Source organism: Pseudomonas sp. ADAK21, from assembly GCF_012935735.1.
Lineage (GTDB): Bacteria > Pseudomonadota > Gammaproteobacteria > Pseudomonadales > Pseudomonadaceae > Aquipseudomonas > Aquipseudomonas proteolytica.
Genome location: NZ_CP052857.1, coordinates 925,684 through 948,543 on the forward strand (window position 1 = coordinate 925,684; position 22,860 = coordinate 948,543).

At 61.4% G+C, this 22,860-nt stretch carries 14 protein-coding genes; 4 read left to right on the forward strand and 10 right to left on the reverse strand.

Annotation, left to right across the window (positions count from 1 at the left end; genetic code table 11):
- Entirely contained in the window at positions 1–3,897 is a 3,897-nt protein-coding gene (purL, locus tag HKK57_RS04295) for a phosphoribosylformylglycinamidine synthase (RefSeq protein WP_070994753.1), read from the reverse strand.
- A gap of 287 nt (positions 3,898–4,184) precedes the next feature.
- Between purL and mltF the strand changes: the two genes are divergently transcribed.
- Entirely contained in the window at positions 4,185–5,645 is a 1,461-nt protein-coding gene (mltF, locus tag HKK57_RS04300; protein WP_029298487.1) for a membrane-bound lytic murein transglycosylase MltF, read from the forward strand.
- Positions 5,646–5,783: 138 nt separating this feature from the next.
- Here the strand turns inward: mltF and HKK57_RS04305 are convergent, their stop codons facing one another.
- The 5 genes from HKK57_RS04305 to treP all read right to left on the reverse strand — a co-directional run bounded on the left by HKK57_RS04305 (position 5,784) and on the right by treP (position 13,335).
- Complete coding sequence (locus HKK57_RS04305; protein WP_133715836.1) at positions 5,784–6,068, reverse strand: PTS transporter subunit EIIB; 285 nt, start codon at positions 6,066–6,068, stop codon at positions 5,784–5,786.
- Positions 6,069–6,070: 2 nt separating this feature from the next.
- Positions 6,071–8,593 (reverse strand): phosphoenolpyruvate--protein phosphotransferase, encoded by a 2,523-nt coding sequence (gene ptsP, locus HKK57_RS04310; RefSeq protein WP_169389819.1) that lies wholly within the window; start codon positions 8,591–8,593, stop codon positions 6,071–6,073.
- Between the two features lie 163 nt (positions 8,594–8,756).
- A complete protein-coding gene (locus HKK57_RS04315; protein WP_029298493.1) occupies positions 8,757–9,977 on the reverse strand; it encodes a maltoporin in 1,221 nt (406 codons plus the stop codon).
- Positions 9,978–10,127: 150 nt separating this feature from the next.
- Positions 10,128–11,774: an alpha,alpha-phosphotrehalase gene (gene treC / locus HKK57_RS04320; RefSeq protein ID WP_169389820.1), complete on the reverse strand. Its 1,647-nt coding sequence runs from the start codon at positions 11,772–11,774 to the stop codon at positions 10,128–10,130.
- Between the two features lie 118 nt (positions 11,775–11,892).
- A complete protein-coding gene (gene treP / locus HKK57_RS04325; RefSeq protein WP_029298500.1) occupies positions 11,893–13,335 on the reverse strand; it encodes a PTS system trehalose-specific EIIBC component in 1,443 nt (480 codons plus the stop codon).
- 316 nt (positions 13,336–13,651) lie between these two features.
- Between treP and treR the strand changes: the two genes are divergently transcribed.
- The 3 genes from treR (at position 13,652) to HKK57_RS04340 (ending at position 17,910) form a co-directional block, all read left to right on the forward strand.
- Positions 13,652–14,356: a trehalose operon repressor gene (treR, locus tag HKK57_RS04330; RefSeq protein WP_029298502.1), complete on the forward strand. Its 705-nt coding sequence runs from the start codon at positions 13,652–13,654 to the stop codon at positions 14,354–14,356.
- Positions 14,357–14,421: 65 nt separating this feature from the next.
- The gene (locus HKK57_RS04335; protein ID WP_169389821.1) at positions 14,422–17,481 is read left to right on the forward strand and encodes a membrane-targeted effector domain-containing toxin; all 3,060 of its coding nucleotides are present in this window, start codon (positions 14,422–14,424) and stop codon (positions 17,479–17,481) included.
- A 117-nt stretch (positions 17,482–17,598) separates the two neighbouring features.
- Positions 17,599–17,910, forward strand: coding sequence for a hypothetical protein (locus HKK57_RS04340; protein WP_169391175.1), 312 nt, complete (start codon positions 17,599–17,601; stop codon positions 17,908–17,910).
- A 148-nt stretch (positions 17,911–18,058) separates the two neighbouring features.
- Here the strand turns inward: HKK57_RS04340 and guaA are convergent, their stop codons facing one another.
- From guaA to HKK57_RS04360, 4 genes are all read right to left on the reverse strand, one after another.
- Entirely contained in the window at positions 18,059–19,636 is a 1,578-nt protein-coding gene (guaA, locus tag HKK57_RS04345; protein ID WP_029298509.1) for a glutamine-hydrolyzing GMP synthase, read from the reverse strand.
- 81 nt (positions 19,637–19,717) lie between these two features.
- Positions 19,718–21,187: an IMP dehydrogenase gene (gene guaB / locus HKK57_RS04350; RefSeq protein WP_070994746.1), complete on the reverse strand. Its 1,470-nt coding sequence runs from the start codon at positions 21,185–21,187 to the stop codon at positions 19,718–19,720.
- Between the two features lie 217 nt (positions 21,188–21,404).
- A complete protein-coding gene (locus tag HKK57_RS04355) occupies positions 21,405–21,953 on the reverse strand; it encodes a sugar ABC transporter ATPase (RefSeq protein ID WP_104911681.1) in 549 nt (182 codons plus the stop codon).
- A 137-nt stretch (positions 21,954–22,090) separates the two neighbouring features.
- A complete protein-coding gene (locus tag HKK57_RS04360; RefSeq protein WP_070994744.1) occupies positions 22,091–22,858 on the reverse strand; it encodes a sulfite exporter TauE/SafE family protein in 768 nt (255 codons plus the stop codon).
- Positions 22,859–22,860 lie beyond the last annotated feature (2 nt).

A 22,860-nucleotide genomic window follows, 5' to 3' on the forward strand; every position in this document is an offset into this window, starting at 1 on the left:
TTAGTTCACCCACACGCGAGCGTTACGGAACATGCGCATCCACGCGCCGTCTTCGTTCCACTCTTCAGGGCGCCAGGAGTTCTGCACGGCGCGGAATACACGCTCCGGGTGCGGCATCATGATGGTCACGCGACCGTCGCGGCTGGTAAGGCCGGTGATCCCGCGCGGCGAGCCGTTCGGGTTGGCCGGGTAGCTTTCGGTGACCTTGCCGTGGTTGTCGACAAAGCGCAGGGCCACGGTGCCGGACAGATCGGCTTCCAACAGGGCTTCTTCGCTCTCGAACTCGGCATGGCCTTCACCGTGGGCGATGGCGATTGGCATGCGCGAACCGGCCATGCCTTGCAGGAAGATCGAGTTGGATTCCTGCACCTGCACCATGGCCACACGGGCTTCGAACTGCTCGGAACGGTTGCGCACAAAGTGCGGCCAGAACTCGCTGCCCGGGATCAGTTCGCTGAGGTTGGACATCATCTGGCAACCGTTGCACACACCCAGGGTGAAGCTGTCGTTACGCTCGAAGAACCCCTGGAACGCATCGCGGGCACGGCTGTTGAACAGGGCTGATTTGGCCCAGCCTTCACCGGCACCCAGCACGTCGCCGTAGGAGAAACCACCGCAGGCCACCAGGCCTTTGAACTCGTCGAGGTCAACACGGCCGGCGAGAATGTCGCTCATGTGCACATCGATCGCGTTGAAGCCCGCACGGTCGAACGCCGCCGCCATCTCCACCTGGCCGTTGACGCCCTGCTCACGCAGTACGGCAACTTGAGGACGGATGCCTTTCTTGATGTAAGGCGCGGCGATGTCCTGGTTGACGTCGAAGCTGAGCTTGGCGCTCAGGCCCGGGTTGTCTTCTTCCAGGATCACCTCGAACTCTTGCTCGGCGCAGTCGACGTTGTCGCGCAGGCGCTGGATCTGGTAGCTGGTCTCGGCCCACTGGCGTTGCAGCAAGCGGCGCTGGCCGGCAAACACGGTATCGCCGTTGAACGAGATATTGATTTCGCCGTTGTTGATCGGCTGGCCAATCACCGCCACGCAATCATCCAGGCCAGCGGCGCTGAATTGTGCGAGTACATCCGGGGTGGCGTCCTGGCGCACCTGGATCACCGCGCCCAACTCTTCGTTGAACAGGATGCCGTTGATCTCGGCAGCATCCTCGGCAACGCTGTCGAGCACGATGTTCAGGCCGCAGTGACCGGCGAACGCCATCTCTACAACGCTGGTCAGCAAACCACCGTCGGAACGGTCGTGGTAAGCCAGCAGGTGGCCGTCGGCATTCAGGCCCTGGATCACGGCGAAGAAGGCTTTGAGGTCTTCCGCATCATCCACGTCCGGCGCGTGTTTGCCGAGTTTGCCGTGGGTCTGCGCCAGGATCGAGGCGCCCATGCGGTTCTGGCCACGGCCCAGGTCGATCAGGATCAGATCGGTGGTGCCCTTGTCCATGCGCAGTTGCGGGGTCAGGGTCTGGCGGATATCGGTGACCGGGGCGAAGCCGGTAACGATCAACGACAGCGGCGAAGTGACGCTCTTGTCGCTGCCATCTTCGTTCCAGCGGGTGGCCATGGACATGGAGTCCTTGCCCACCGGGATGGTGATGCCCAACTCGGGGCACAGCTCCATGCCGACCGCTTTTACAGTGTCGTACAGGCGCGCATCTTCGCCCGGATGACCGGCGGCCGACATCCAGTTGGCCGACAGTTTGATGTCGGACAGCTTGCCAATACGGGAAGCCGCGATGTTGGTGAGGGTTTCACCAATGGCCATGCGGCCCGACGCCGGGGCGTCCAGCAGGGCCAGCGGCGTGCGCTCGCCCATGGCCATGGCTTCACCGGTATACACGTCGAAGCTGGTGGCAGTGACGGCAACGTCAGCCACTGGAACCTGCCATGGGCCGACCATTTGGTCACGGGCAACCAGGCCGGTGATGGTGCGGTCGCCGATGGTGATCAGGAAGCTTTTGCTCGCCACGGCCGGGTGGTGCAGCACGCGTTCGATGCTGTCGGCCAGTTCCAGTGTGCTTGGGTCGAAATCATCGCCCAACTCGGCTTCACGTACCGCCGAGCGGTGCATGCGTGGGGCTTTGCCCAGCAGCACTTCAAGGGGCATGTCTACCGGGCTGTTGCCGAAGTGGCTGTCGGTGACAGTCAGTTGCGGCTCGGCAGTGGCTTCGCCGACCACCGCAAACGGGCAGCGCTCGCGCTCGCAGATGGCCTGGAAGCGTTCGAAGTCCGCCGGGCCAACGGCCAGTACGTAACGTTCCTGGGATTCGTTGCTCCAGATTTCGTGCGGGGCCATGCCCGGCTCGTCATTTGGAATGTTGCGCAGTTCGAAACGGCCACCACGGTCGCCATCGTTGACCAGCTCAGGGAAGGCGTTGGACAAACCACCGGCGCCGACGTCGTGGATAAAGCTGATGGGGTTCTTGTCACCCAACTGCCAGCAACGGTCGATGACTTCCTGGCAGCGACGCTCCATCTCGGGGTTTTCGCGCTGTACGGAAGCAAAATCCAGGTCTGCCGAGCTGGTGCCGGTGGCCATCGAGGAAGCGGCACCGCCGCCCAGGCCGATCAGCATCGCCGGGCCGCCAAGCACGATCAGCTTGGAGCCGACCAGGATCTCGCCCTTCTGCACGTGGTCTTCACGGATGTTGCCCATGCCGCCGGCCAACATGATTGGCTTGTGGTAACCGCGCACTTCATCGCCACGGGGGGTGGTGATGGACTGCTCGAAGGTACGGAAGTAACCGGTCAGCGCCGGGCGCCCGAATTCGTTGTTGAACGCGGCGCCGCCCAGCGGGCCTTCGATCATGATGTCCAGCGCAGTAACGATGCGCTCAGGCTTGCCGTACGGCACTTCCCATGGCTGTTCGAAGCCTGGGATCTGCAGGTTGGACACGGTGAAACCGGTCAGGCCGGCCTTGGGCTTGGCGCCACGGCCGGTTGCACCTTCGTCGCGGATCTCGCCGCCCGAGCCGGTGGCTGCGCCCGGGAACGGGGCAATTGCGGTCGGGTGGTTGTGGGTCTCGACCTTCATCAGGATATGCACCGGCTCCTGCACCGCGCCGTACTGGCGGGTTTCAGGGTCCGGGAAGAAACGGCCGGCAACGCTACCGACGATCACCGAGGCGTTGTCTTTATAAGCCGACAGAACGCCTTCGCTGTGCATCACGTAGGTGTTCTTGATCATGCCGAACAGGCTTTTTTCCTGGCTCTGGCCGTCGATGTCCCAACTGGCGTTGAAGATCTTGTGCCGGCAGTGCTCGGAGTTGGCCTGGGCGAACATCATCAGTTCGATGTCGTGGGGGTTGCGTTGCAAACCGTTGAAGGCGTTGACCAGGTAGTCAATTTCGTCTTCAGCCAGGGCCAGGCCCAGCTCGGTGTTGGCCTTCTCGAGGGCGGCGCGGCCACCGCCGAGCACGTCAATCGCAGTAAGCGGCTTGGGCTCGGCGTGGCTGAACAGGCCGGCGGCCTGTTCCAGCTGGCTGACGATGATCTGGGTCATGCGGTCGTGCAGGCTGCTGGCGATCAACTCGGCTTCGGCATCGCTGAACTGGCCAGCCACGTAGAAGGCGATCCCGCGTTCCAGGCGCTGGATTTTTTCCAGGCCGCAGTTGCGGGCGATATCGCTGGCCTTGCTCGACCAGGGCGAGATGGTGCCGAACCGCGGCAGAACCAGGAACAAGCGGCCGGTCGGCTCTTGAACGGGAACGCTGGGGCCGTACTTCAGAAGGCGTGCCAGCACTTGCTGTTCGTCGGCGGTCAAAACGCCGTTAACGTCGGCGAAGTGAGCAAATTCAGCATACAAGCCAGTGACAGCTGGAACCTTCTGGCTCAGTTGCTCAAGGAGTTTGCTGTGGCGAAAGGCAGAAAGGGCAGGAGCGCCGCGCAGGATCAACATCTTCGGGACAGCCTCGGGAAGGGGGTGTGCTTTGAGGCCGTGCATTCTAGCGTAAACCTGCGCCAACGGCACCCGAAACGGCACTGCTGGCCGTTGCCGAACGTCAGTTAACCGCGATTGCACGGTATCGAGGGGTTTTCCGGGGCTGCCGGTGCAGTTATTTTCACCGTCACAATCATGCGCCAGGCCACGTTTCTGCGGGCTGCAGCACAGTTTTGCGGGTGCTAGCAGACAACGCCCATGCTGTCGAGATATGGCGCCGTGGGCCGTTTGCGTATACTGCGCAGATGTTCTCCCCAACTGCTTTGCGCCCGCGATGTGCCAAATGGCTCCTCGCCACCGGACTCTTCCTGATGCTCAGCGCCTGTGTTGATAAGCCCAGCACGCTCGAGCGAATCAAGGAGGATGGCGTATTGCGGGTGGTTACCCGAAACAGCCCGGCCACCTATTTCCAGGACCGCAACGGCGAAACCGGTTTCGAATACGAACTGGTCAAGCGCTTTGCCGACGACCTGGGGGTGAAGCTTGAAATCGAGACGGCCGACAATCTCGACGACCTGTTCGGCCAGTTGGGCAAGCCCAACGGCCCGGTCTTGGCCGCCGCCGGTCTGGTCAGCAGCGAACAGCGCAAGCAACAGGTGCGCTTTTCCCATGCATACCTGGAAGTGACCCCGCAGATCATCTACCGCAACGGCCAGTCCCGCCCCACCAACGCGGCCGACCTGGTGGGCAAGAAGATCATGGTGCTCAAGGGCAGCACCCACGCCGAGCAACTGGCCGAGCTGAAAAAGCAGAATCCTGCGATTGAATACGAAGAGTCCGACGCCGTTGAAGTGGTCGACCTGCTGCGCATGGTCGACGAAGGGCAGATCGACCTGACCCTGGTCGACTCCAATGAAGTGGCGATGAACCAGGTGTACTTCCCCAACGTACGGGTGGCCTTTGACCTGGGCGATGCCAGCAACCAGAGCTGGGCGGTGGCTGCAGGTGAAGACAACAGCCTGCTCAACGAGGTCAACAGCTACCTCGACAAGGTCGAGAAGAACGGCACCTTGCAGCGCCTCAAGGATCGTTACTACGGGCATGTCGATGTGCTGGGCTATGTGGGCGCCTACACCTTTGCCCAGCATTTGCAGCAGCGCCTGCCCAAGTACGAAAAGTTCTTCAAGACGTCGGCCAAGGAAGAAAAGGTCGACTGGCGGCTATTGGCAGCTATTGGCTATCAGGAATCGCTGTGGCAACCGGCGGTCACCTCCAAGACCGGCGTGCGCGGCCTGATGATGCTGACCCAGAACACCGCCCAGGCGATGGGCGTGTCCAACCGCCTCGACGCCCGGCAAAGCATCAAGGGCGGGGCCAAGTACCTGGCGATGATCAAGAGCGAACTGGACGACAAGATCCTTGAACCTGATCGCACCTGGTTTGCGCTGGCGGCCTACAACGTAGGCGGCGGCCACCTCGATGACGCACGCAAACTGGCGCAAAAAGAAGGCCTGAACCCGAACAAATGGCTGGACGTGAAGAAAATGCTGCCGCGCCTGTCGCAGAAGCAGTGGTACAGCAAGACCCGCTACGGCTACGCCCGTGGCGGCGAGCCAGTACATTTCGTGGCCAACATCCGTCGTTACTACGACATCCTGACCTGGGTGACCCAGCCGCAGCTGGAAGGCAACCAGATGGTGGAAGGCAACCTGCACGTCCCGGGCGTGGACAAAACCAAGCCCGCGCAAGACAGCCCCCAACTCTGACCCCTGGGAACGATCAGACACACAGAACCCCAATGTGGGAGCGGGCTTGCTCGCGAAAGCGGAGGGTCAGTTGATGAATAATTGACTGACACACCGCTTTCGCGAGCAAGCCCGCTCCCACATTTATTTTGTGGTGTTCTACAGGCCAGTGATCAGATGCACCACCCCGCCTGCCAGCACCATCACCGCCGTGATACCCGCCGTCTTTAGCGCCACCTCGTCCATTCGTGTCGAGTCCTGTAGCTGAACCCGGATCCGCGTCAAAGCCACTCGCTGTTGCGACTTCAGATTTATCGCCCCACCCAGCGCACTCAACACCGCCGGCGCCAACATCGCGTCAGCCGCAGGCTCGGTGCTCGGCGTTTCGGCCACCAGGTCCGGTGTCAGGGCCTTCCAGAACGCCCGCTGTAATTTCTCGAACATGCTCAATGCTCCACGACAGGTAAAGTTTCTACAGTCGCCGTGTGGTAAAGGCGCAAGGCCTCGCGCACTTGGCCGGCTTCTTCAAGGCCCAGGACCTGGCGGGCGATGATCTGGCAATCCGCCAGGTCCAGCTCGCGCACGGTGGCCTTGATACTGGGGATCAGCGGCACGCTGACGGACAGTTCGTCCACCCCCAGCCCGATCAGCATCGGCACCGCCAGCGCCTCGGACGCCAGCGCGCCACATACGCCCACCCACTTGCCATGGGCGTGGGCGGCCTTGACCGTGGTGTCGATCAGGCGCAGCACCGCCGGGTGAAAACTGTCGGCCTGGCTGGCCAGGCGTGGATGGTCGCGGTCCATGGCCAGGGTGTATTGGGTCAGGTCATTGGTACCAATGGAGAAAAAATCCACATGGGGCGCAAACACATCCGCCATCAACGCGGCCGACGGCACCTCGATCATGATCCCCAGTTTCGGCAATTCGCTAAGCCCCAGGGCCAGCGCTTGTTCTTCCAGGATCTCGCGGGCCTGGCGCAGCTCCGACAGCAGGCTGACCATCGGCAACATGATGTGCAACCGCGCCAAGCCCGCGCTGGCCAGGATTGCCCGGAACTGCTCGCGCAACAACTCGGGACGTTCCAGGCACAAGCGAATCCCGCGCAGGCCTAGAAATGGATTGGTCTCGCTGTCCATCGGCACATAGGCCAAGGGTTTGTCACCGCCCACATCAAGGGTGCGCACCACCAGATTGCGCTCGGGGCCCAGCACACCGGCAATGGCGCTGTAGGTCTGGGCCTGTTCCTGCGGGCTCGGCGCGCGGTTGCGGTCCAGATAGAGAAACTCCGAGCGCAACAGCCCCACCCCCTCGGCTCCCAGCGCCAGGGCTTGCTGTACCTCTTGCAGCGAAGCGACGTTGGCCGTCACTTCAATATGATGACCGTCGCGAGTGGTGGCGGCCAAGGCAGCCTGCTGTACATCGCGTTGATGGCGCACAACCTGCTGCTCGCGCGCGGCCCGCAGCGTCTCGATCACCCCCGGGTCCGGCTCGAGGTGCAGTTCGCCTTTGTCGGCGTCCAGCAACACTGGCGAGCCATCGGGTATCGCCAGGACCTGGACCGGCACACCGCAAATCGCCGGCAAGCCAAGAGCGCGAGCAAGTATGGCGACGTGGCTGGTGGCCCCTCCGGCCACGGTGATAAACCCCAACACCTTGGCCGGGTCGAGGCTGGCGGTTTGCGAGGGGGTCAATTGCTCGGCAATCAGGATGGCCTGCTCCGGCAAATCCCAGGCGCCGTCCTGGACCCCGAGGATCAGCTTGAGCACCCGCTGGCCAACATCCGCCATATCGGCGGCACGCTCGGCCAGCAGTAGGCTGCCGGATTGCTCGAACAGTGCAGCGGTGGCGAGGGTGGCGCTGTTCCAGGCGAAGGCCGCGCTCTTGCCTTGGGCCAGCAGACCGTGGGCGTGTTCCAGCAGGGTCGGGTCTTCGAGCAATTCCCGATGGGCACCAAAAATCTGCGCCTGGGCGCTCCCCGATGCCTTGTCCTGTAGCGCTTGCAGTGCTTGGGCTGCAGCCTGTAGAGCGCGCGTCAGCGCGGCACGTTCCGGGGGCTCGCCAGTGCCCTTTTCAGTCACGTTCAGCTCAGGCTCGGTGACCTGAACCACGTGGCCAAACGCCGAGCCTGGCGATGCGCACACGCCCCGCAACACCGTTGCCGATGACAGCGGTGCGATGGCCTCGGCCACCACGGCCACCGCTTCGCCGCACCCTTGGGCCAACAACGCGACCAACGCCTCGATCGCCGCCGCCGCATCCGCCCCCGCCGCACTCACTTGCAGGGTATCGCCGCGCACTGTTTGCAGGCCCATGATCGCCACCAATGACTTGGCGTTGGCGCTCTGGGTTTGCTTGTGCAGGCAGATGCTCGCCTTGAACCCCTTTGCGGCCTGGGCCAGCACGGCCGCCGGACGGGCATGCAGGCCGTTGGCATTGGGCAGCGTCAGGGGCTTGGAAAACAGGGCGTCGCCCTCTTCTTCCGCGTCATTGGCAGCACCTATTGCAGGCGTCACGCGCAGCAACGGTTGCCCGGCTTCAACCAGCCCCGTAGCCGCCGCCAGCAGCGCAAATGGCTCGCCGCTGACCACCAGCATCAGGGTCAGCAAACTGCGGGCATTGAGGGCGATGTAGTCGGCATCAAACTCGATCAGCGGTTGCCCGGCCACCACCCGCTGGCCTTCCTCGACCAGCCGAGTGAACCCCTTGCCCGCCAGGTTCACGGTATCCAGGCCGATATGCATCAACACCTGCACGCCGTGGTCGTCAGTGACGCTGACCGCATGACCACTGTCCTGGATATTGCTGATCACCCCGGCCAGCGGCGCGCAGAGGGTCTGCGAGGTGGGATCGATACACACGCCGTCGCCAATCAGGCGGCTGGAGAACACCGGATCCGGCACCTGGTCCAGGGGCAACAGCACCCCGGCCAGGGGCGCCAGCAGTTCCAGGGGTTGAGTTGTGGTCATGACATCACCTGCTGTTTGGTTCTGTAAAAATCATGGGTGAATGCAAATCCCCGTAGGGGCCGGCTTGCCGGCGACGCTGACGACTCGGTCTCTGCCAAAGACCGAGGGGCCGCCATGGCTGGCAAGCCAGCTCCCACATAAGGGGTCACTACATCGGCCGTATTTATTTCCACCAGTATTCGACCTGCACACCGAAGTTGGAACCGTGCCGCGCACTGCCGTAGGAGCCGCTGTCGGACAACGCCGAACCCGCCGCCAGTTCATTGGCCGCACGCTTGGCCGCCTGGTTCCAGGTGGCATAGGTGTAGTACAAGCGCACTTCCGGCCGCGCCCAGAAATCCGGACCTTTGGGCGACCAGGTCGGGGCGAACGTGAACTTGCTGAGCTTGCGCGTGCCGCCGCTGGCATCCACTTGGTCATGGCCCAGCTCGGTGACCAGCTTGAACTGTTCGCTGATGGCATACGCCGGGCGCACACCAATGGACATCCAGGTCTGGTCCTGGCTGCCTGGGCGCACATCTTTCTGGTACACCGCCTCGACCTGGCCACCGAAACGCGGGGTCACTTGCCAGTCAAAAAACTCCACCGCGCGGTAGCTTTTGCTGCTGCGTTCCAATGCCGTATTCCCGGTGTAGCCAAGGCCCGTGCCCGGCCCTTCACCGTACTGCAGGGCAAACTTGTTCTTGCCGCCGAGGAAGGCCGCCTGCACATGCTGGGCAGTCAGGGCCCAGCCGCTGTGGGTATCGCGCCCGCCAGCCTGTTCGATGTAACTCAGGCCCAACTCCAGCTCCCCGCCAGGGTTGGTCTTGAAGCCTGCGACGTTGAAGTCGTGACGGGTGGCGTATTCCTTCTGGTACAGGTTGTCCTTGCGCGACAGGGCGTAGCTGTATTTCAGATCGCCAATCAGCACGTCCTCGATACCGCCGCCGGTGGCGCTCTGGTTCCAGTAGTAGAAGTCGGAAATATGGATGTCATTTCGTTTGTAGTAGCGCCGGCCGGCCCACAGTGAACCGCCGTTGAGGCTGGGCATGTTCGACCACTGCGCATACATCTGCGGCATGCGGGCCGAACCATTGTTTTCGCCCTGGAACTTCAGTTCGCGGTCGTACTTGTTGTACAGCGAGGCCATGGCATCGACGCTCAGCACCGAGCCGTCGTCGAGGGTGAACAGGTCCTGGCGTAACTCCAACTCGGCGTATTGTTCGCATTCGTTGCCCAGGCGATATTTGGATTGGGCGCCCGGCAGTTGGAAACACTGCTGCGGGCCGCTGCCGGTCGAGGTGCCGGCACCACTGCGCAGATAGCCGGCGAATTCCAGGGCGTGGGCCGCCAGGGGCAACGTCAGACAGGATGCAGCGAGGCCCAGCTTTATTGTTGTTTTCATGAAGCGCTCCTTTTTTCTTATTGTGTGTAACGCGATTCTGTAGGAGCGAGCTTGCTCGCGAAAATCGTCAACGGTGACGTGGGCATTGCGGATGCACGCGGCGCTTTGAAGTTTTTCGCGAGCAAGCTCGCGCCTACAAAAAGGGGAATGTCAGTCGGTCAGGTGCAGCACAAAAGACTCGTATGGGCGCAAGGTGATGCTGTCGGTGCGCACCGGGCAGTCGGGGTAGTTGCTGATCAGCAGCCGTTGCGCGCTCGCCGCGCTGATCACTTGGCCAGGCAGTTGGATCTCGCAGGGCTGGCCGTAGAAGTTGTTCAGCACCAGCAGGCGCTCGCCATGGCCTTCACGCAGATACGCCCAGACTTTGGCGTGATCGCACAACAGTTGGCAGTACACGCCCTGCTGGATCAGCGGCTCAAGGCGACGCAAGGCGATCAGCGCCCGGTAGTGATGCAGCACCGAATCCGGGTCATCCAACTGGCTCTGCACATTGATCTGCGCCGCATTGGCCGGGATGCCAATCCACGGTTCACCGCTGCTGAAGCCGGCATTTGCCTGGCCGTTCCATTGCATCGGCGTGCGCCCGTTATCCCGGGACTTTTGCATGATGGCGGCCATGCTTGACGCTTGCGACTCGCCCGCATCGCGCTTGAGGCGGTAGATGTTCAGGGTCTCGACATCGCGGTACTGCCCGATCTGGTCGAACCCCGGATTGGTCATGCCCAGCTCTTCGCCCTGGTACACAAACGGCGTGCCCTGCAGAAAGTGCAAGGCGGTGGCGAGCATCTTGGCCGAGACCACGCGGTACTCGCCGTCATCACCAAATCGCGAGACCACCCGCGGCTGGTCATGGTTACACCAGAACAGCGCATTCCACCCGCCACCGGCCTGCATGCCCAGTTGCCAGTCAGAGAGAATCTGCTTGAGTTGCAGGAAGTCGAAGTCGGCGCGCACCCATTTTTGCAGGTTGGGGTAATCCACTTTCAGATGATGAAAGTTGAAGGTCATCGACAGCTCTTTCGACTCCGGGCGCGAGTAGCGAATGCAGTGCTCGAGGCTGGTGGATGACATCTCGCCAACGTTGATCAGGTCGTGGCCTTCGAACACTTCGCGGTGCATTTCCTGCAAGTACTCGTGCACGTGCGGACCATCGGTGTAGAAGCGCCGGCCATCGCTGTTGTCTTCGGGAAAGTCCGCCGGCTTGGAAATCAGGTTGATCACGTCCAGGCGGAAACCGCCCACGCCTTTGTCACGCCAGAAGCACATGAGTTTGTAGACTTCGGCGCGCACCTTGGGGTTGTCCCAATTGAGGTCGGCCTGGGTGTGGTCGAACAGGTGCAGGAAGTACTGGCCGGTCTGCGCCTCGTATTCCCAGGCCGAGCCGCCGAACTTGGACTCCCAGTTGTTCGGCTGGTCGCGCCAGATGTAGAAGTCGCGGTACGGGTTGTCGAGGCTGCTGCGCGCCTGCTGGAACCATTCGTGCTCGATGGAGGTGTGGTTGACCACGATGTCGAGCATCAGCTTGATCCCGCGCTTGGCGGCTTCGCCGATCAGCAGGTCGCAGTCGGCCATGGTCCCGTAGCTGGGATCGATGGCGTAGTAGTCGCTGATGTCGTAGCCGTTGTCGCGCTGGGGCGAGCGCAGGAACGGGGTGATCCACAGGCAATCGACACCTAGCCATTGGAGGTAATCGAGTTTGTCCACGATGCCCAGCAGGTCACCGGTGGCGTTACCCGCATGGCTGTGGAAGCTTTTTGGGTAGATCTGGTAGATCACCGAGTGTTGCCAGTCTTGCATGGTGGGTTCCTTCAGTAGAGTTATGTGCTGGCCTTGCGGGCCTCATCGCGGGCAAGCCCGCTCCCACATTTGAAATGCATCCCCCTGTGGGAGCTGGCTTGCCTGCGAAAGCGATCGATCAGGCGACGCGATAACCCGGCCGCACGATCTTCATGCTCAACCCACAGGTCAAAACAAACGGCACCACAATCGCGATAACCATGCCGATGACGAAGCTTGGGATGTACTGCGGGATGATCGAGATAAACCCAGGCAAACCACCGACGCCGATGGCCGAGGCCTGGACCTTGTTCAGTGAGAGGAAAATGCTGCCCAGCGCCGAGCCGAGCAACGCGGCATAGAACGGGAACTTGAAGCGCAGGTTCACCCCAAACATCGCCGGTTCAGTGATGCCGAAGTAGGCAGAAATCGCCGAGGTCGAGGCCATGCTTTTGTCCCGTGCATTGCGGCTCATGTAGAACACTCCGAGCGCGGCACTGCCCTGGGCCAGGTTGGACATGACGATCATCGGCCAGATAAATGTGCCGCCCTGGGTCGAGATCAGTTGCAGGTCCACGGCGAGGAACATGTGGTGCATGCCGGTGATCACCAGCGGCGCATACAGCAGGCCGAAAATCGCCCCGCCGACCATCGGCGCCAGGTCGAATAACGTGACGACGCCTTCGGTGATCAGGATGCCGAGGTGACGGGTGACCGGGCCGATAATCGCCAGGGCCAGCACGCCGGTGACGACGATGGTGGTGATCGGCACCACGAGCAATTGGATGGCATTGGGCACGCGCGCCCGCAGCCACTTCTCAATCACGCTCATGACATAGGCGGCCATCAGGATCGGCAGGATCTGGCCCTGATAACCCACTTTCTCGATCTGGAACCAGCCAAAAATATCGAAGTACGGCAGGCTCTGGCCGTCGAGCCCGGCCACTGCCTTGCCGTAGTTCCAGGCGTTGAGCAGGTCCGGGTGCACCAGCATCAGGCCGAGTACGATGCCGAGGATTTCACTGCCGCCAAAGCGCTTGGCCGCCGACCAGCCCACCAGCGCCGGCAGGAACACGAACGAGGTGTTGGCCATCAGGTTGATCAGGCTCCACAGGCCATCCAGGTTCGGATAGGCCTCCAGCAAAGTCTGGCCCTCGATGAACATGCCTTTGGCGCCCATCAGGTTGTTGATGCCCATCAGCAGGCCGGCAATGATCAGCGCCGGCAGGATCGGCATGAACACGTCGGAGAACACGCGAACCAGGCGCTGCAGGGCGTTGGTCTTGTCGGCGCCCTTCTTCTTCACATCGGCGATGGTGGCGGCGGCAAGGCCGGTCTGTTCGCGCAGGGCGGCGTAGACCTTTTCTACTTCGCCAGGGCCGATGACGACCTGGAACAGGCCGCCGGTGAAGAACGAGCCTTTGACCAGATCGACCTGGTTCAATGCACTGGCGTTGACCAGGCTTGGGTCCTTGAGCGCCAGGCGCAGGCGCGTCACGCAGTGGGCCGCTTGCTCAAGGTTGTCGCTGCCCCCGAGATGTTCGAGGATCTCGCGGGCAATGTTGGAATAGTCGTGGCTCATGCTTGTTCTTCCACTTTAGATTTTTGTTATTGGCAGCACGCCGAGGGCAAAAGTACTCGTACAGACGAGTTAAAGCAACAACTCGTCTGTACGAGTTACAAAAATATCCGATGACCTCTTTTGTAGGAGCGAGCTTGCTCGCGAAGAACCTGAGGGCAGCGCGGGGTGTCTGGTTTTTCGCGTTATCGTTGACGTTTTTCGCGAGCAAGCTCGCTCCTACAGGGATTGGCGATATCCGAGGGTCCAATGGACAAACTCCACCTGTGCCACTAAGGTTCCTGCCTTGAATGATCAAGTCGGGCACAGAGCCATCCCCATGAGCAAATACAACCAGATCTATACGGATCTGCTTGCCAGCATCACCACCGAACGCCTGCAACGCGGCACGCGCCTTCCCTCTGAAACCGAATTGATGGACGCCTACCAGGCCAGCCGTGGCACCGTGCGTCGGGCCATCGAGCAATTGCAGGAGCGTGGGTTCGCGCAAAAAATCCATGGCAAGGGCACGTTCGTGCTGTCGCCCAACCCGATTGAGTTCCAACTGGGGGGCATCGTCAGCTTCCACGAAACCCACGCAGACCTGGGCGATGACGTACGCACCGAAGTGGTCGAATTCACTCAACTGCCCCTGGAAGGCTCCCTGCAGCAGCATATCGAGGCCGAGCCCGGCACCCTGATCACGCGCATCAAGCGAGTGCGGCGCATCGGCGGCAAACGGGTGATCCTCGACATCAACCACTTCGTCGCCGACCTGATCCCGGGCCTGGACCAGACGATTGCCGAACAGTCGATCTACGCGTTTATCGAGCAGACGCTGCAACTGCAGATCAGCTACGCCCAGCGCACCATCGAAGCCCTGCCCCGCAGCAAGGACGACCAGGCGCACTTGGACCTCGACGGCCAGAGCCATGTGATTGTGGTGAGTAACCAGACGTTTTTGCAGGATGGGCGGCAGTTCGAGTACACCGAATCGCGGCATACGTTGGATAAGTTTTACTTTTCAGATATTGCGCGGCGCTAACTATCTACCCCTGCCCCCCACAACAACCCCGGCATGCTTTTTCTCTCTAGCCACAGGAGAACGACATGCCGATGATCGATACATCCCCCGCCGCCCAGCGCCAGCTCAAGGCCCTGGCACCTATAGTGCTCGACGCGTGCCCGAACATGCAGGCGATGGCGACCGACACAGCCCGCGAGATTCTCGCCAGGCACGACCTCGCGGGCCTGGACCCCGACCACGTGTACTGGCATCGATTCAAGGGCGGCATTGGTGACGGCCAGGCATTTACCGGCTGGATCCACAACGAGAAACCGTTGGAGTCCATGACCCTGCCGCAACTGGTGATTCACCGTTTCAGCCTTCACGATCAGGACAACGCGGACCTGCTCGACGGTGACGGCGGCTTCTACAGCGTGGGCCCCGAAGCACGGGTTTTTGATCACCGCAACGAGGTGCGCCTGTCTGCCAGAGCGGTGCTCAACGACTTCTGGGACATCAACTTCAGCGACCGCTACAGCACCCGCATGGACAGCTTCTGGCACACACACCAAGACGACTTCCGAACCCTGTGCAAGGTCAATTTCCTCGCCAGCGCCCTGCAAGCCCGGCAGGCCGACCAGTTGACCGAGGTGCAGTTCCAGAACGTGATCAAGGCCGCCGCCAACGGCCTGGACTGGCCCCCGACCTTATCCAACCTGCAGGCCAGCGCCCCTGCCATGCCAGGCCTGAGGTTGGCGGCGCTGGACATTGGCGGGCATGTTGCCAGCGATATCCTGCGCATCATCGACCGCGACGGCCGGCAGATCCTCTATGTGCCCGGCCAAGCCCAAGCCTTTCATTGCTTCAGCACACCGGCTGACCTGCATTTCTGGTTGTTGTGCCAAACCAATCATCCGGATAACCGCGCACAGTTCATGACCCACTTCCCGCTCTCGGCGCAGATCCAACAAGACGACACCGATGCGGTGACCTGGAAACAGATGCTGCTGACGCCGGTCCTGATCTATCGCACCGCCCAGGCCCTGACCGGCACACTGCCAGCCGACTGGGTGGACAAGGGGCTCAATGCGAACATCAATCAGCTGTTCGTGACCTGGGGCCAGTGGAATCACCACCTGATCAACCAGGCGGACACGACCATCGACGGCGATGCGTTCACTTGGCTCGCCCAGGCCAGCAAGGCGCGCATGCAAAATGACGCCGACTTCTGCCTGCACAGCAACGGCGACCTGCGCAAGAAACTGTGGATCGGCTACCTGAACGCCTTCAGTAAAGTCTTCGGCCCGATGGCTGTGGTCGGCGGGCCGGTGGCCCTGGTGGTACTCGGCGCCAGCACGGCCAACCTGGGGCTTAATATCGACCAGGCGATCAATGGCAAAACCCTGGCCGAGCGCCGCGCAGGCGAACAAGGAGCGGTTTTCAGTGCCATCGACACCCTGTTCAACCTGAGCCTGTTGAAGGCCGACGGGGTACTGCCGGAAATCGTCGAGACCCCGGAGCGTTTTGCCCCAGCACCGGTGGAGCCACTCGCCCCACCGCCCGCTACGGTCCTGGAGGTAGTGGAACCCAAGCTGATGGTGCCGGCCCATTACGAGGCCAACCTGATTCTCGAAGGCGCGCCCCCTGACACCACGCCGGGCAAGTTCTTTCAGGTCTACACCCTGAAAACCTCAAATGGCATGCCTCAACACGCCATCCTGATGAACGACATGGCCTACTACGTACGCTACGAAAGTGACCTGAATGGCCCGGGCTACTGGGTCATTGTCGACCCGGCCAACCCGCAGGGATTCACCGCAACGGTACCGGTGCGCTTGAACGCACTGGATGAGTGGGAGCCCGTATCTGGCAGCCGCGGCTTGAAGGGCGGAGGCGGCAACTCCAGCAAGGCGGCCAAGGTCAAGGTCAAACCGGTGGCCGATGCCGGCGCCGCCGAGCCTGGAACATCGAGTGCGATTGGCAGGGTAACCACCGAGTTCGACGCCCGCCCATCGATCCGCCACCAATTGAAGGAATGGGCGCTGGGGATCATTGAAATCCATATCGACAGCCGCTTCCTGAACCTCGATCGCTACAATTTCTACTTCGGCTCCACCCACGCCAGGCTGCTGGACTCGGCCAAAGCCTTCTACCGCGAACTCTCCTGGAGTCGCTTGCCGCCGCGCCCGAGCGTTCCCATCGTGCCCCCGCAAACCTCGTTCAGCGAACTGATAGAACAACTACCGCACGACCTGCCGGGGCTGGTTATCGGCGAAACCCTGGACCGCATCACCAGTACGCGCCTGATCATCGAGAACATCCCCCTGCTCGCGCGCAAGGGCGTCAGAACCCTGTACATGCGGCGTCTGCTCAACGACTTTGCCCAGGACGACCTCAATCGCTACTTCCAGAGCGGGTCAATGTCAGAAGAGCTGCAGGACAGCCTGGAGGCGATGAGCACCGACCCCGCAGAACAATTCAACGAACTGCAACTGATCAAGACAGCCAGGAGCAACGGCATTCGCGTGCAGGCCATCGACTGCGCCGCGCACTACAAATACACAGACCCGCTGGTCGACCGCTCGGCGCAAATGGCGCGCAACTACCTGGCCCACCGGATTATCAACGCCGACAAAGCCTTGAACGGTGGTGGCAAATGGCTGGTCATGACCGCGCCGACCAGCACCAACACGTTCAGGGAGCTGGCCGGCATCAGCGAACTGGAGGGCGGGATCGGAGTGCGTATTGAGGAGGTGTACCCAGGGGAAGGCCACGATATACGGGTAGATCCAGGCGCGCCGGTGGATCACGACACGATGGAGCCGGACGAACACATGAGCGTCCCCTTCAATACCCTGCACGCCGACCTGCGGGTACAGGTCGAGGCACCACCCGTGCAGCGCACGGAGCTGCAAAACCGGCAATTGCTGTTTCGCAAGGGCATGTACCTGATCGATGAGACGCAAGGTTCGTACAGGCTGTTTCACCGCAGTCGGGATCTAAGCGTCGTCATCACGCCCATCACCCGACTGGCCGACGGCGGCTTCGTAATCGAGCGCCCTACCTGGCCGCTGGTGCACCAGGTGCATTTCCCCACGCTAGACCAACTGTCCACCGCGATCACCAACACCGGGTTGAGCTTGCAAAGCAGGCTGCCACGCTGAGTCGTTCAACGGAGTGAAAAACCTGGCCGAGGCCAGGTTTTTTTGCTGCGCAACCGGCTGCTTGTTGTCGAACGGTGTCTCACACTTTATCCACGTCAAACCATGAGGGAGAACACCATGCTCACGAGGAGCCTGTTACTGAGTGTTTGCGCCGTGACCTTGGTTGGCTGCACGGGCAGAGGCTTTCAACCGCCGCCGCCAGAATTTACCAATTGGAAAAAGGTCGGGGTGGCTGAAAAGGGCGTCAAAAACGCTATGACCGCATGCGGCTATACCAACCTGGTAGGGACGGGAGACGCGACGCCGATTGACCAGGTGCTCACGCGGTTTTATTGCATGAAAGACGCAGGTTTCAAGCGCACCGATAACATTGACCTGTGCAAGGAAGGTCGCATCGGTGAATCGCCGGTGTGCGAAGGCCGCCGGTAATCCAGTACGGCATCGCAGCAGGGCAGTTGCGCCTCCTCGACCGCCATCATCGGCGAGCCTGGGGAGCCCAAAAAAGCCAAAAGCCCGCAATTACGCGGGCTTCGGGGTACTTTTTGCTATTGGGTGCCGGTCAGTCCCGGACGTCCAATCATTCCCACTCAATCGTCGCCGGCGGCTTGCTCGACACGTCATACGTCACGCGCGAAATACCTTCGATCTCATTGATGATACGGCCGCTGACAGTCTCCAGCAGTTCGTACGGCAGGTGTGCCCAGCGGGCGGTCATGAAGTCGATGGTTTCTACCGCACGCAGGGCCACGACCCAGGCGTAGCGGCGGCCATCGCCTACAACGCCAACCGATTTCACCGGTTGGAATACCACGAAGGCCTGGCTGACTTTGTGGTACCAGTCGGCCTTGCGCAGTTCTTCGATGAAGATGTGGTCGGCACGACGCAGCAGGTCGGCGTATTCCTTCTTCACTTCACCGAGGATCCGCACGCCCAGGCCCGGGCCCGGGAATGGGTGGCGGTAGACCATGTCGTACGGCAGGCCCAGTTCCAGGCCCAGACGGCGGACTTCGTCCTTGAACAGTTCGCGCAGCGGTTCTACCAGCTTGAGGTTCATTTCCTCAGGCAGGCCACCCACGTTGTGGTGGGACTTGATCACGTGGGCCTTGCCGCTCTTGGCGCCAGCCGACTCGATCACGTCAGGGTAGATGGTGCCCTGGGCGAGGTACTTGATGTTGTCCAGTTTATTGGACTGGGCATCGAAGACGTCGATGAAGGTGCGACCGATGATCTTGCGCTTCTTCTCCGGGTCCGACTCGCCGGCCAGGTTGTTGAGGAACTGGTCCTCGGCGTTGGCGCGGATCACCTTGACGCCCATGTTCTCGGCGAACATGGCCATCACTTGCTCACCTTCGTGCAGGCGCAGCAGGCCGTTGTCGACGAAGACGCAGGTCAGTTGGTCGCCAATCGCCTTGTGCAGCAGCGCGGCAACCACGGAGGAGTCAACGCCGCCGGACAGGCCCAGCAGCACGTTGTCGGTACCGACCTGGGCGCGCACGTTGGCGATGGCGTCTTCAGCGATTTTCGACGGGGTCCACAGGGCTTCACACTCGCAGATGTCGAGGATGAAGCGCGACAGGATGCGCCCGCCTTGCTTGGTGTGGGTCACTTCCGGGTGGAACTGCACGCCGTAGTAACGACGCTCGTCGCTGAACATGCCGGCAATCGGGCAGCTCGGGGTGCTGGCCAGGATGTGGAAGTCTTCCGGCATCCTGGTGACCTTGTCACCGTGGCTCATCCAGACGTCGAGGCCGAACAGGCCGTCGGCGTCGACGTGGTCTTCGATGCCGTCCAGCAGGCGGCTCTTGCCGACCACGTCCACACGGGCATAACCGAATTCACGCAGCTCGGAGCCTTCGACCTTGCCGCCCAGTTGCTCGGCCATGGTCTGCATGCCGTAGCAGATACCGAAGACCGGCACGCCCAGGTCAAACACCGCTTGCGGGCAGCGCGGGCTGTTGGCTTCGTGCACGGACTCGGGGCCACCGGCGAGGATGACGCCTTTAGGGGCGAATTCGCGGATCGCTTCGTCATCCATATCGAACGGATGCAGTTCGCAGTACACGCCGATTTCACGCACGCGGCGGGCGATCAGTTGGGTGTACTGGGAACCGAAGTCGAGGATCAGGATACGGTGGGCGTGAATGTCGAGGGCCATGAAGTCAGTCTCGTCTAATGAATCAGAAACAACTCGGGGCTGAAAGAACAGCCCCGGTTACTTAACGTTTTGCTGGAAGCCTCAACCTACGCGGTAGTTTGGCGCTTCCTTGGTGATCTGCACGTCGTGGACATGGGATTCAGCCATACCGGCTCCGGTGATCCGTACGAACTCTGGCTTGGTGCGCATTTCTTCGATGTCGGCGCTGCCGGTGTAGCCCATCGAGGAACGCAGGCCGCCCATCAGTTGATGGATGATGGCGCTCAGGGTGCCCTTGTACGGCACACGGCCTTCGATGCCTTCCGGGACGAGCTTCTCGGCGCCTGCCGAGGAGTCCTGGAAGTAGCGATCGGAAGAACCTTGCGCCTGGGACATGGCGCCCAGCGAACCCATGCCGCGGTAAGCCTTGTAGGAACGGCCCTGGAACAGTTCGATCTCGCCTGGCGCTTCTTCGGTACCTGCGAACATCGAGCCCATCATCACGCAGGAAGCACCGGCTACGATGGCCTTGGACAGGTCACCGGAGAAACGGATGCCGCCGTCGGCGATCAATGGTACGCCAGTGCCTTCAAGGGCAGCGGCAACATTGGCGATGGCGCTGATTTGCGGCACGCCCACACCGGCGACGATACGCGTGGTGCAGATCGAGCCTGGGCCGATACCGACCTTGACTGCGTCAGCGCCGGCTTCGGCCAGGGCCTTGGCGGCAGCGCCGGTGGCGATGTTGCCGCCGATCACCTGCACGTCAGGGAAGTTCTGCTTGACCCAGCGTACGCGGTCGATCACGCCTTTGGAGTGACCGTGGGCAGTGTCGACCACCACCACGTCAACACCGGCAGCGACCAGGGCCGAAACGCGGTCGCCGGTGTCTTTACCGGTACCAACGGCGGCGCCAACGCGCAGACGACCTTGGTCATCCTTGCTGGCCAGCGGGTAAGCCTTGGCTTTTTCGATATCGTTGACGGTCATCATGCCCTTGAGGGCGAATTTGTCGTCGACGATCAGCACGCGCTCGATGCGGTGCTTGTGCAGCAGTTCACGCACATCGTTCTTGTCGGCGCCTTCCTTGACAGTGACCAGGCGCTCTTTAGGCGTCATCACTTCACGGACGGTGACTTCAAGACGGTTTTCGAAGCGCACGTCACGGGAGGTGACGATGCCGACCAGGTCGCCATCGTGCAGCACAGGAACACCGGAGATGTTGTGCAGGCGGGTCAGGTCGAACAGGTCGCGTACGGTGGCGTCGGCTTCGATGGTGATCGGATCTTTCACCACACCGGCTTCATAACGCTTGACCTTGCGCACTTCGGCAGCTTGCTGGTCGATGGTCATGTTCTTGTGGATGATGCCGATGCCGCCTTCCTGAGCCATGGCGATTGCCAAACGGGCTTCGGTGACGGTGTCCATGGCAGCGGAAACCAGGGGAATATTCAGCTCGATGCCACGGGTTAGGCGGGTCTTGAGACTGACTTCGTTAGGAAGCACCTCGGAGTAACCGGGCACTAGGAGAATGTCGTCGAATGTCAGAGCTTCTTGGCTGATACGCAGCATCGCGGGGGCTCCCGAGCGGGAAAATGGAAGCGCGCCATTATATACATGCGCCCTGCCGGGCTCAATGTAAAACTCTGACAAACTTGGTAATACTGATAGATGGGTAAAACACGCCGCCTTTCGGTAGGAGCGAGCTCGCTCGCGAAGAGCGTGAATGCACCGCGCAAAACCAGACAGCCAGCGTTATCGTTGACGATTTTCGCGAGCAAGCTCGCGCCTACAATTCAACTTTGACCCAACTCATCTTCTGGTCGAGCCAGTCGGCAAATTCGTCGATAAAGCTCTGCTTGAAGCCCGCTTCGGCCCAGTTGTTGAAGATGAAGCCCAGGTTGGAAAAGCCGCACTCCTGCAAGAATAGAAACCCGTTGATGTCATCTTCATGCCCACACAGCGGGCAGGTGAAGTTGTCGGTATGACCGGGCATCCAATCCTCCAGGCTCTCGAACAGCGCCTCGCCGACTTCTTTAAGGCATTGCGGGCACCCGGCTTCTTCGAGAAACCCCTTGGCCGGGGTATAGATGCAACGCTTGTAGATGATTTCCAGGCCATTGACCGGCTCGTTGAAGGGCAACGCCTCGGGGTGCAACACCACGGCGCGGGCGCCGTCGGCCAGGGCATAGCCCATGCGGTTGCCGGTGCGGCCACAGGTGGTCAGCTCTTCCTTGATGATGTTCTTGCGCACCAGCCAGCGCACGATGGCCCGGGCGCGGGGTTCGTGGACGGGCAAGGTGGAGATTTTCGGGACAAGGATGCTTTGGGAATTCATGGGAGTCCTGCGGTGTGGCTGCTGGCCTCATCGCGGGCAAGCCCGGCTCCCACAGTTGATCGCATACCAATGTGGGAGCCGGGCTTGCCCGCGATAAGGCCCTAGAGCCCGGCAGCTTAATCCCTGCCACCCACAGGTCAAGTACTCAAATACCGCCCAATCAACGCTATGCCACTGGCCAGCACCAGCCACGTCACCAACCGCACAAACGCCTCGCGGGACATGCGCAGGGTCAACCTGCGCCCCGCCCACAGCCCCAGGGCCATCGCCGGCAGCAGGCACACCGCCAGCAGCAGCAAGGGCAATTGGGCATACACCCCGGCGATCAAAAACAAACTCAGGCGTACCACCGTGCTCGCGCTGATCAACGCACTTTGAGTGGCTCGCGCGCCGTCCTTGGGCAGGCGGCTGTTCAGATAAATCGCATACAAAAAGCCGCCACTGCCAAACAAGGCCCCAAACAATCCGCCCACTACGCCCATGGGCACCGACCATCCGGCAGCCAAAGCTGTGGGCTTGGCCTTTACCGCCAGGCTGTAGATGGCATAGGCGCTGATAAACAGGCCCATCAACAGCAGGAGCAGGTCCGAATGCAGGTTAAGCAAGAAGATCACACCAAGGGTGCAGCCAATGGCCATGCACGGCAGTAACCGCAATAGTTCCGGCTTGACCACATCCCGCCGCGATTGCAGCAGGTTGCCAAAGGCCGCGACGAAATCCAGCAGCACCAGCAACGGAATGATCTTCGACAGCGGCATGAACATAATCAGGATCGGCCCGGCCACCAGTGCCGTGCCGAAGCCGGCGATGCCAAACACGATATAGGCCAGGGTGATCCCCAGGCCGATCACCAGCCAGTCCACCGGACCAAACGACCACTGCGCCATCAATTCAACCAGGCTCATGA

Excerpts from the sequence above, each read along its gene's own strand:
- purL (WP_070994753.1), bottom strand. The coding sequence starts at position 3,897 with ATGTTGATCCTGCGCGGCGCTCCTGCCCTTTCTGCCTTTCGCCACAGC.
- mltF (WP_029298487.1), top strand. The coding sequence starts at position 4,185 with ATGTTCTCCCCAACTGCTTTGCGCCCGCGATGTGCCAAATGGCTCCTC.
- HKK57_RS04305 (WP_133715836.1), bottom strand. The coding sequence starts at position 6,068 with ATGTTCGAGAAATTACAGCGGGCGTTCTGGAAGGCCCTGACACCGGAC.
- ptsP (WP_169389819.1), bottom strand. The coding sequence starts at position 8,593 with ATGACCACAACTCAACCCCTGGAACTGCTGGCGCCCCTGGCCGGGGTG.
- HKK57_RS04315 (WP_029298493.1), bottom strand. The coding sequence starts at position 9,977 with ATGAAAACAACAATAAAGCTGGGCCTCGCTGCATCCTGTCTGACGTTG.
- treC (WP_169389820.1), bottom strand. The coding sequence starts at position 11,774 with ATGCAAGACTGGCAACACTCGGTGATCTACCAGATCTACCCAAAAAGC.
- treP (WP_029298500.1), bottom strand. The coding sequence starts at position 13,335 with ATGAGCCACGACTATTCCAACATTGCCCGCGAGATCCTCGAACATCTC.
- treR (WP_029298502.1), top strand. The coding sequence starts at position 13,652 with ATGAGCAAATACAACCAGATCTATACGGATCTGCTTGCCAGCATCACC.
- HKK57_RS04335 (WP_169389821.1), top strand. The coding sequence starts at position 14,422 with ATGCCGATGATCGATACATCCCCCGCCGCCCAGCGCCAGCTCAAGGCC.
- HKK57_RS04340 (WP_169391175.1), top strand. The coding sequence starts at position 17,599 with ATGCTCACGAGGAGCCTGTTACTGAGTGTTTGCGCCGTGACCTTGGTT.
- guaA (WP_029298509.1), bottom strand. The coding sequence starts at position 19,636 with ATGGCCCTCGACATTCACGCCCACCGTATCCTGATCCTCGACTTCGGT.
- guaB (WP_070994746.1), bottom strand. The coding sequence starts at position 21,187 with ATGCTGCGTATCAGCCAAGAAGCTCTGACATTCGACGACATTCTCCTA.
- HKK57_RS04355 (WP_104911681.1), bottom strand. The coding sequence starts at position 21,953 with ATGAATTCCCAAAGCATCCTTGTCCCGAAAATCTCCACCTTGCCCGTC.
- HKK57_RS04360 (WP_070994744.1), bottom strand. The coding sequence starts at position 22,858 with ATGAGCCTGGTTGAATTGATGGCGCAGTGGTCGTTTGGTCCGGTGGAC.